The following is a 7,872-nucleotide window of genomic DNA, read 5'->3' on the forward strand; positions in this document are numbered from 1 at the left end:
CGACCTCGTCGCCCAGCACTGGAACAGCTGACCACCGCACCACCACCGCACGGCAAGACCACAGAACGACACCGACCGCTGGCCGGCACCCCCAACCCGGGGTGCCGGCCAGCGGCGTACCCGGGTCAGTTCTTGTGGTTGTGGGTGCGCCAGATGTCGATCAGCGCGGCGACCAGCGCGAGCGTGATGATGCCGGTGGCCAGGATGAGGGACTGCTCGAAGGCGCTGGTCCAGTCACCGTGGCTGTCGGCAAGCGTGGAGAAGAACAGCGAGCCGACCGCGGCGATGCCGGCGGCGGCGCCGATCCGCTGGCCGGTCTGGAGCATGCCCGCGCCGCTGCCCGCCTGCCCGACCGGCACCTCGGAGAGGGTGATCGTCTGGTTGGGGGCGATCACCAGTCCGCTGCCGATGCCGGCGATGAGCAGAGGGCCGGTGGTGACCCACGGCGCCGGGGCGTCGGGGAAGAGGTGCAATGCGATCACCGTCGCGGCCAGCCCGACGACCACGGTGAGCAGACCGATGGCGACCAGTGGCCGGCCGAAGCGGTTGACGACGCGGCCACCGAGCACGGCAGCGGCCGCCGAACCCAGGGCGAAGGGGGTGATGGCCAGGCCGGCGACGAGCGCGCTGTAGCCGAGGCCCATCTGCAGGAACAGGGTGAAGATGAAGAAGATCGCCGTGAAGCCGCCGAAGTAGACGAGCGCCAGGATCGAGCCCAGCGTGTACGACTGGAAGCTGAACAGTCGTAGGTCGAACAGGGGTGGGTGGTGGCGTGCGTACCGTCGCTCCCAGAGCCCGAAGGCGACCAGCACCGCCAGGCCGGCCGGGATGAGCGCCCACTTCCAGGGGGTCCGCCACTGCTGCTCCTGGACCAGTGGCAGCAGGACCAGCACCACGCCGACGCCGAGCAGCAGGACGCCGACGGGGTCGAGTTGACGCCAGCCGGGTTGACCGGTGGGGCGGCCGGGCAGCAACCGCCAGCCGAGGATCACCGCGAGGACACCGACCGGCACGTTGACGAAGAAGACCCAGCGCCAGCCGTGTTCCTCGCCGCCGACGGCGATGAGCAGCCCGCCGAGCAGCGGCCCGACGGCGGTGGAGATGCCGATGGTGGCGCCGAGCAGCCCGAACGGGCGGGCGCGTTCGGGCCCGCGGAACAGCTGCTGGATCAGCCCGATGACCTGCGGGTTGACGATGCCGGCGGCGGCGCCCTGGAGCAGTCGGGCGATGACCAGCCACGTCGGGGAGGTGGCAAGGCCGGCGAGCGCGCTGGTGATGGTGAACAGGGCGATGCCGAAGACGAACGCGTTACGTCGACCGCGGGCGTCGCCGAAGCGGCCGGCGGGCACCAGTGCCAGGCCGAAGGTGAGCGCGTACCCGGAGAGGATCCACTGCAGGTCGCTCGGCGACGCGTGCAGCGCCCGGTCGATGGACGGTACCGCGACGTTGACGATGCTCACGTCGAGCAACGTCATGAACGCGGCGACGAGTCCGACGCCGACGGCCTGCCACCGTCGTCGGTTCTCGGCCGCGCTCACCGGTTGCGGCGTCTGCGCCGCGCTCATCGTGCCCCCCGTCGACCCTTGGTCATCCATGGTTGACCGCTACCCGGGTCTACGGGGGGTGAACCGTGCCGGCTGGTTCCGCGGGTCACGCCATCTGGCGGGCGCAGAACCGAGGACCGAAGTCGAGGCCGGCCATCGGTGAGTCTTCGCGGTGCAGCAGGCCCTTCTCGGTGAGCAGGTGCAGGGGGCTGCCCACCTGCTCCGCGGTCAGCCCGGACTCCTCGGCGATCAGGTCCGGGTAGGGCACCTGCCCGCGTGCTTCAAGGGTGGTGACCGCCTGGTACACCCGTTGCTCGGCCTCCGACAGTTGCACCTGCTGCATGGTTCCTCCTTTGCTCGTCCGCCACGTCGGTGGCGGTTGCCGTGCGCCGGTTACCCCCTCGGTGCCCGAAGATGCACACCCGATCGGGCGGTCGCGACGGCCGGCGGGTCCGGCGGTCGGGCGCGGGCGGTGCCCTAGGCTGCTTCCGTGATCATTTGGGATCTCGTCGTCGTCGGCGCCGGCCCCGCGGGGCTGTCCGCGGCCTACGCCGCTGCCCGTGCGGGCGTCTCCACCCTGGTTGTCGAGCGGGCCGTGCACCCGCGGTACAAGACCTGCGGCGGTGGCCTGATCGGCACCTCTCTGGCGGCCGTTCAGGATCGGATCGAGGTACCGGCGCACGACCGGGTGGACCGGGTGACGTTCACCCGCGACGGCCGTCGGGAGTTCACCCGCCGGAACGACAGTCCGGTGGTGACGATGGTGCGCCGGGAGGAGTTCGACGACCGGCTGCGCGCGGCGGCGGTGGCCGCCGGCGCGCAACTGCGTGAGCGGGGCGCGGTCCGCGCGATCGAGCAGGACCCCGAGGGGGTACGCCTGCGGCTGGCCGACGGTACGACGATCGCGGCTCGTGCCGTGATCGGGGCGGACGGCTCGTCGGGGGTGACCGGCCGGCACGTCGGGGTGCGGTACCGGCAGGTGGACCTGGGTCTGGAGTTGGAGATTCCGGTGCCGCCCGCCGAGCAGGAGCGGTGGCGGGGTCGGCTGCTGCTGGACTGGGGTGACATGCCGGGCTCGTACGCCTGGGTCTTTCCCAAGGGTGACCGGCTGACCGTCGGTGTGATCGCCGGTCGGGGTGCGGGGGAGGGGACCCGCGACTACCTGCGGCGGTTCGTCGACCGGCTGGGTTTGACCGGGTTGCCGGCGGAGCACGACTCTGGTCACCTGACCCGTTGCCGCGCGGAGGACTCACCGTTGCGCAACGGCCGGGTCCTGGTCGTGGGGGATGCGGCGGGGCTGTTGGAGCCGTGGAGCCGGGAGGGCATCAGCTTCGCGCTGCGCTCCGGCGAGCTGGCCGGAGCGGCGGTCGCGGGCGGTGATCTGGCCGGGTACGAGCGGGCGGTGGCCGAGCGTCTGCTGCCGGAGATGCGGGCGGGGTTCCGGCTGCTCGACGTGTTCACCCGCCGCCCGGACGTGTTCCACGCCCTGTTGGCGACCCCGCCGGGCTGGCGGATGTTCGTGCAGTTCTGCCAGGGGCGGGCAAGCTTCGACGAGATGCTGCGCCGCCGCCCCATCCGAGCCGCCCTCGCGGTGCTCGATCGGTTGTCCCATTCGTCGCACCAGGCCACCGCCCATCACCCAGGATCCTAGGACGCCTTACAGGGTGTGTGCCCGCGCTGGTGCTCAGCTCCCCAGCCGCTGGACAATGGCGGGGGAGTAGGGGGTGCCGATGGCCGAGCAGCCGTTCACCGACGACGAGTACGCGTTCCTGCGCCACGCACGGTTCGGGGAGTTGCCACCGGCCGTCCGTCCCGACGAGCGGGTGGCCCTGACCGAGACCGATCCCGGGCGCGACCGGCCGGAGGAGTCCGACGACCCGATCCGCTGGAACGTGCAGGGCTGACAACGCGCGACGGGCCGCGGGTGTCACCACCCACGGCCCGTCTGTGAGGTGCTCAGGTCAGAAGACCGGCACGCCCTCGCGTACCAGTCGCCAGTTCTGCTGGAAGAAGTCGGCCGGGTCGATCGTCCCCCGGGCCTGCGCCCAGTCGATGAGCAGCTGACGGATCTCCTGCTGCGCGTTGTAGACCTGGGTCTTCACGATGCCGGGGAAGTTGCCGCCGCCGCTGCGCCGGTAGTTGTTCACCGCCATCACGAACTGGGCGTTGTCCGCCACCGGAGTTTCGGTGCCGGCCAGCACCAGGCGGGTGATCCGTTGCCCGACCGGCTTGGAGATGTCGATGTCGTAGTCCAAGCCGGAGATCACGTCGTAGTTGTAGTCCGGGACCGCCGGTGAGTCGCTTATCTGCTCCGGGTCGACCGGGGCTCCCGGGGCGAGGGTCCGGAAGTACTTCGCCGAGTACTCCAGGTACGCGCGCACCTCGGCACCGCTGAGCACGACCGCCTCGAGCGTGTTGTCGAAGACGTAGAGCCCTGCCACGTCACGGATCTTCACGTCCCCGGCGGGGAAGACCGCGGTGCGGCTGAACGGCGAGGCCTGGGACAGCACCGGCAGGTCGGCGTACTGCGTGCCGGCCAGCGCCTTCGTGACGGTCTCGGCCTGGACGTGGTTGATGAAGTCCAGGATGGGAGTGTCCTTGTACCGGGACTCCACGGTGGACATCTCGACGGTGGCCTGGGCCACCACCTGGTTCACGTACGCGATGGTCTTCTGGTGCTGGGCCCGCACGGCGGCGAGCACCTTCGGGTCCTCGACCACCGTGTTGGTGTTGAGCATGGTGGCGGCCTTCTTGGTGATCGTCCACCGGCCACGCTCGCGGGCGAGAGTGAAGTCCATCCGGGTGAGCCGCTGGCCCCACTTCGACGGCTCGGAGAGCAACACCTGCATGCCGGTGCGCTCGTTGGTGACGAACCGCTCGACCACCTCGTTGTGCGCGTGACCGAAGAGGATCGCGTCGATACCCGGCACCTGCTGGGCGATCAGCGCCACCGGGTTCTCGTTCGGCAGCTCGGGGCCGTAGCTGGAGGTGCCGCTGTCCCCGCCGTGCGCGGAGATCAGCACGAGGTCCGCGCCGCGGGCCCGCATGATCGGCACCCACTTCGCGGCGGTCGCGACCATGTCGTCGAAGCGCAGCTTGCCCTCGACGTTGCCCTTGTCCCAGATGGCCACACCGGGGTTGGTCAACCCCAGGATGCCCACCCGCAGGGTCGGCGCGGCGAAACCGAGGGAGACCTTCTTGATGACGTACGGCAGGAAGGCCGGCTTGCCGGTCTTCGCGTTGACGGCGTTCGCGGCGAGCGCCGGGAAGCCGAGCTGACGGATCCACAGGTCCAGCAACGGCAGACCGTAGTTGAACTCGTGGTTGCCCAGCGTCACCGCGTCGTAGTCGATGACGTTCATCGCCCGGGCCATCGGGTGCTTCTCACCGGTGGCGGTGATCGGCTCCTGCTTGGCGTAGTACGTGGCCAGCGGCGTGCCCTGGATCGTGTCGCCGGCGTCGAGCACCAGCGTCGCCTTGCCGCGCCGCTCCCGACGGATCTGGTTGATCAGGGTCGCCAGCTTCGCGACGCCGATGTCGTTCTGCTTGCTGTCGTCGTACTCGGCGTCGCGGTAGTAGTCCCAGTTGTAGACGTTGCCGTGCGTGTCCGACGTGCCCAGGAGGGTGAGGTCCCAGGTGCGCGGCCGAGCCGCGCCGGCCGCCTGCGCGGGCGCGGCGGCGATCAGCGGGGTGGTCGCCGCGGCCGCCGCGGCGACGAGCACCTGGCGGCGCGACGGGCCGGAGGAAGAGGTCATGACGTGCCTTTCCATGGGGGTGGACGCGCCTCGTGAGCGCCTTGCGCACCATAACCAGCACCCGGCACTACCGCCACGGCAGCCCCGAACGTTGCAGCGGTTTCCGCAGGCCGGCGCAGGGTAGGGCGGTCAGGGACGACATTCGCGGGAAAGCCCCGCTTCCCGCGCGCAGCGAGGAGATATCAGTGAGCGAGGACCAGCACACCCAGCAGGACCCGACCAACCAGTACGGCCAGCAGTCCGGTCAGCCCGCACAGCAGCAGTCAGCGCCCGGGTCGACCGGGGAGATGACCCCGAAGCCGGACCACGGGGAAGAGTCGTACCGGGGCAGCGGCAAGCTCGACGGCAAGCGGGCGCTGATCACCGGCGGTGACTCGGGGATCGGCCGGGCGGTCGCGATCGCCTTCGCCCGGGAGGGCGCGGACGTGCTTATCTCCTACCTCGGCGAGGAGGAGGACGCCGACGCCCGGGAGACCATCCGGCTGGTCGAGGCCGCCGGCCGGCGGGGCGTCGCGGTACGCGGTGACATCACCGACGAGGCGCACTGCCAGGAACTGGTCGACCGGGCGGTGCGCGACCTGGGCGGCCTCGACATCCTGGTCAACAACGCGGCCTACCAGATGTCGCAGGACAAGGGGATCCTCGGCATCAGCACCGAGCAGTTCGACCGGGTCTTCAAGACCAACCTGTACGCGATGTTCTGGCTCTGCAAGGCCGCCATTCCGCACCTGGCCGAGGGGTCGGCCATCATCAACACGTCGTCGATCCAGGCGTTCGACCCGTCGCCGCAACTGCTGGACTACGCCACCACGAAGGCGGGGATCGCCAACTTCACCAAGGCCCTCGCCGCCGACCTGGCCGAGCAGGGCATCCGGGTCAACGCGGTCGCACCGGGCCCGGTGTGGACGCCGCTGATCCCGTCCACCATGCCGGAGGAGAAGGTCAAGCAGTTCGGCACCGACACCCCGGAGGGGCGCCCCGGGCAGCCGGCTGAGCTCGCGCCCGCGTACGTTTTCTTCGCCTCGCAGGAGTCCAGCTACGTGACGGGCGAGATCCTGGGAGTCACGGGCGGTCGACCGACCAAGTGATCCGTCGTCGGGTGGGCGTCCGCTCCGGATGCCCACCCGCGGCTCGTGTTCGTGCGGCTCGTGTTCGCGTGGCCCTTGTTCGTGCGGCCCTTGTTCGCGCGGCCCTTGTTCGCGCGGCCCTTGTTCGCGCGGCCCTTGTTCGCGCGGCCCTTGTTCGCGCGGCCCTTGTTCGCGCGGCCTCTTATGCGCGTGGCTCTTGCTCGTGGGGCCTGGGGGTCAGCGTGGCCAGGCGGCGAAGCGTTGCCGGATCTCGGCGACGTCCGTAGCCCTCAGGCCGTACCGGCCAAAGCGCTGGTCGGAGAGCCGGTCCAGGTAACGGCCGGCGGCGCGTACGTCGTCCGGGTCCAGCGCGGGGTCGACCTGCCGTGCCAGCACCAACAGCTCGGTCACGTCGTAGTGGTCGAGGGCCGCGGCCACGTCGATGAAGTCGCGAACCTCCCGCCGGTTCACCAACGCCGCGATCTTGTTTGCCACCAGGTCGCGGACGTCCATCACCGGGCCGAGGTCCATCACCACCGGGCTCTGCTGGCGGTCCAACCGGGCGAGGCTGAGCCGGATCTGCCGTCCGTCGCGGCTCACCACGAAGTCCTTCATGTCCTGCTCGTACCCGTCGAACAGCTCGGCCAGCTCACTGTCCGGGTCGGCGTCGCTGACGATGAACCCCGCCCGCTCCAGAGCAACCCGCACCCCGGCGGACGCTGCCGCTGCCGCCCCCTCCACATCCGCGAAGAGGTCGACGTCCTCCGTCGGCCGGGCGACCAGCCCGTGCGCCGCCCATGCCACCCCACCACCCAGAACGAACCGGTACGGCCCGGCGGCGGCCAGCGCCACCCGGGCCACCTCCCGGTAGAACTCGTGCAGATGAGGTTCGGTCACGCCGCGCGCAGGCCGCGGTGCCGGCTCTCCCACGCGTGGCGTACGCCCCGAGGCAGGTTGAGCAGTCGCCACACCCGACGCAACGTCCGCCCGTTGATCAGCACGCGCAGATCCTCAGCCCGGGTGGTTTCGCGAAGCACGTTCTCGTACATCCAGAGCAGCTGGTCGGGGTCGCCGAGGTCGAAGGTGCGCTCGGCGTTCCACATCAGCCGCACCGGCAGCTCCACCACACCCCGGGTGGGACCGGCCAGCTCGGCGAGCGTCCGCGCCACCACAGCGGGGCGACCCGGGCGGGCCAGAAAAGCCACGCCGGTCGGGGTGGGGGAGACGGCCTGCATGGTGTCAGGGTAACGCCCACCAGAGCCGGTGTCGCTCAGGTCGATCCCAGCGCGCTGCACCCGGCGCGCCGGCACGCTCCGCTCGGACGCGAGGTCTGTCCGGTTTGTGCGGCCTTCGGGCGGTCGGTCCGCTCGTGATCGACTCGGGTTTCAGGAGGTCGTGGTGTCCGGGAGTCCGGGATGCCCCGACTTCCGTGAACCCGAGTGGATCACGCGGGTGAGGCGGGTTCGGCGCTGTGGGTCCTGGCGGGCGTAGGCGGTTTGTCGGTTG

The 7,872-nt window shown here is 70.6% G+C and carries 9 protein-coding genes; 3 read left to right on the forward strand and 6 right to left on the reverse strand.

The features are described 5' to 3' along the window. Window positions 1-125: 125 nt before the first annotated feature. Both ACIBD9_RS32085 and ACIBD9_RS32090 read right to left on the reverse strand, forming a co-directional pair. Window positions 126-1,565, reverse strand: a complete 1,440-nt coding sequence (locus ACIBD9_RS32085) for an MFS transporter (RefSeq protein ID WP_396723280.1) — start codon at window positions 1,563-1,565, stop codon at window positions 126-128. Between the two features lie 85 nt (window positions 1,566-1,650). Next, window positions 1,651-1,887, reverse strand: coding sequence for a hypothetical protein (locus ACIBD9_RS32090; protein ID WP_091397890.1), 237 nt, complete (start codon window positions 1,885-1,887; stop codon window positions 1,651-1,653). A 147-nt stretch (window positions 1,888-2,034) separates the two neighbouring features. Between ACIBD9_RS32090 and ACIBD9_RS32095 the strand changes: the two genes are divergently transcribed. Beyond that, window positions 2,035-3,195, forward strand: coding sequence for a geranylgeranyl reductase family protein (locus ACIBD9_RS32095; RefSeq protein ID WP_396723282.1), 1,161 nt, complete (start codon window positions 2,035-2,037; stop codon window positions 3,193-3,195). Window positions 3,196-3,274: 79 nt separating this feature from the next. Beyond that, on the forward strand, window positions 3,275-3,448 hold the full coding sequence (locus ACIBD9_RS32100; protein WP_396723283.1) for a hypothetical protein: 174 nt from the start codon (window positions 3,275-3,277) through the stop codon (window positions 3,446-3,448). 57 nt (window positions 3,449-3,505) lie between these two features. Here the strand turns inward: ACIBD9_RS32100 and ACIBD9_RS32105 are convergent, their stop codons facing one another. Beyond that, window positions 3,506-5,299: a bifunctional metallophosphatase/5'-nucleotidase gene (locus ACIBD9_RS32105; protein WP_396723286.1), complete on the reverse strand. Its 1,794-nt coding sequence runs from the start codon at window positions 5,297-5,299 to the stop codon at window positions 3,506-3,508. Window positions 5,300-5,484: 185 nt separating this feature from the next. On the opposite strand from ACIBD9_RS32105, the gene ACIBD9_RS32110 reads away from it, so the two are divergent. After that, window positions 5,485-6,387: an SDR family oxidoreductase gene (locus tag ACIBD9_RS32110; RefSeq protein ID WP_387169544.1), complete on the forward strand. Its 903-nt coding sequence runs from the start codon at window positions 5,485-5,487 to the stop codon at window positions 6,385-6,387. Here the strand turns inward: ACIBD9_RS32110 and ACIBD9_RS32115 are convergent. From ACIBD9_RS32115 to ACIBD9_RS32125, 3 genes are read right to left on the reverse strand one after another with little or no spacing between them, the layout of a single operon-like run. Beyond that, window positions 6,336-6,572, reverse strand: coding sequence for a hypothetical protein (locus ACIBD9_RS32115; RefSeq protein WP_396723292.1), 237 nt, complete (start codon window positions 6,570-6,572; stop codon window positions 6,336-6,338). The two genes, ACIBD9_RS32110 and ACIBD9_RS32115, sit on opposite strands and share 52 nt — an antisense overlap. A gap of 31 nt (window positions 6,573-6,603) precedes the next feature. Beyond that, window positions 6,604-7,263, reverse strand: a complete 660-nt coding sequence (locus ACIBD9_RS32120; RefSeq protein ID WP_396723288.1) for a nucleotidyl transferase AbiEii/AbiGii toxin family protein — start codon at window positions 7,261-7,263, stop codon at window positions 6,604-6,606. Continuing rightward, window positions 7,260-7,601: a hypothetical protein gene (locus ACIBD9_RS32125; RefSeq protein WP_396723290.1), complete on the reverse strand. Its 342-nt coding sequence runs from the start codon at window positions 7,599-7,601 to the stop codon at window positions 7,260-7,262. The genes ACIBD9_RS32120 and ACIBD9_RS32125 overlap by 4 nt, the downstream gene beginning before the upstream one ends. Window positions 7,602-7,872: the final 271 nt, after the last annotated feature.

The sequence above is a fragment of the Micromonospora sp. NPDC050784 genome (genome assembly GCF_044456765.1).
Taxonomy (GTDB): Bacteria; Actinomycetota; Actinomycetes; order Mycobacteriales; family Micromonosporaceae; genus Micromonospora; species Micromonospora foliorum.

Coding starts and splice junctions, on each gene's coding strand:
- ACIBD9_RS32085 (WP_396723280.1), bottom strand. CDS start 1,565: ATGAGCGCGGCGCAGACGCCGCAACCGGTGAGCGCGGCCGAGAACCGA.
- ACIBD9_RS32090 (WP_091397890.1), bottom strand. CDS start 1,887: ATGCAGCAGGTGCAACTGTCGGAGGCCGAGCAACGGGTGTACCAGGCG.
- ACIBD9_RS32100 (WP_396723283.1), top strand. CDS start 3,275: ATGGCCGAGCAGCCGTTCACCGACGACGAGTACGCGTTCCTGCGCCAC.
- ACIBD9_RS32105 (WP_396723286.1), bottom strand. CDS start 5,299: ATGACCTCTTCCTCCGGCCCGTCGCGCCGCCAGGTGCTCGTCGCCGCG.
- ACIBD9_RS32125 (WP_396723290.1), bottom strand. CDS start 7,601: ATGCAGGCCGTCTCCCCCACCCCGACCGGCGTGGCTTTTCTGGCCCGC.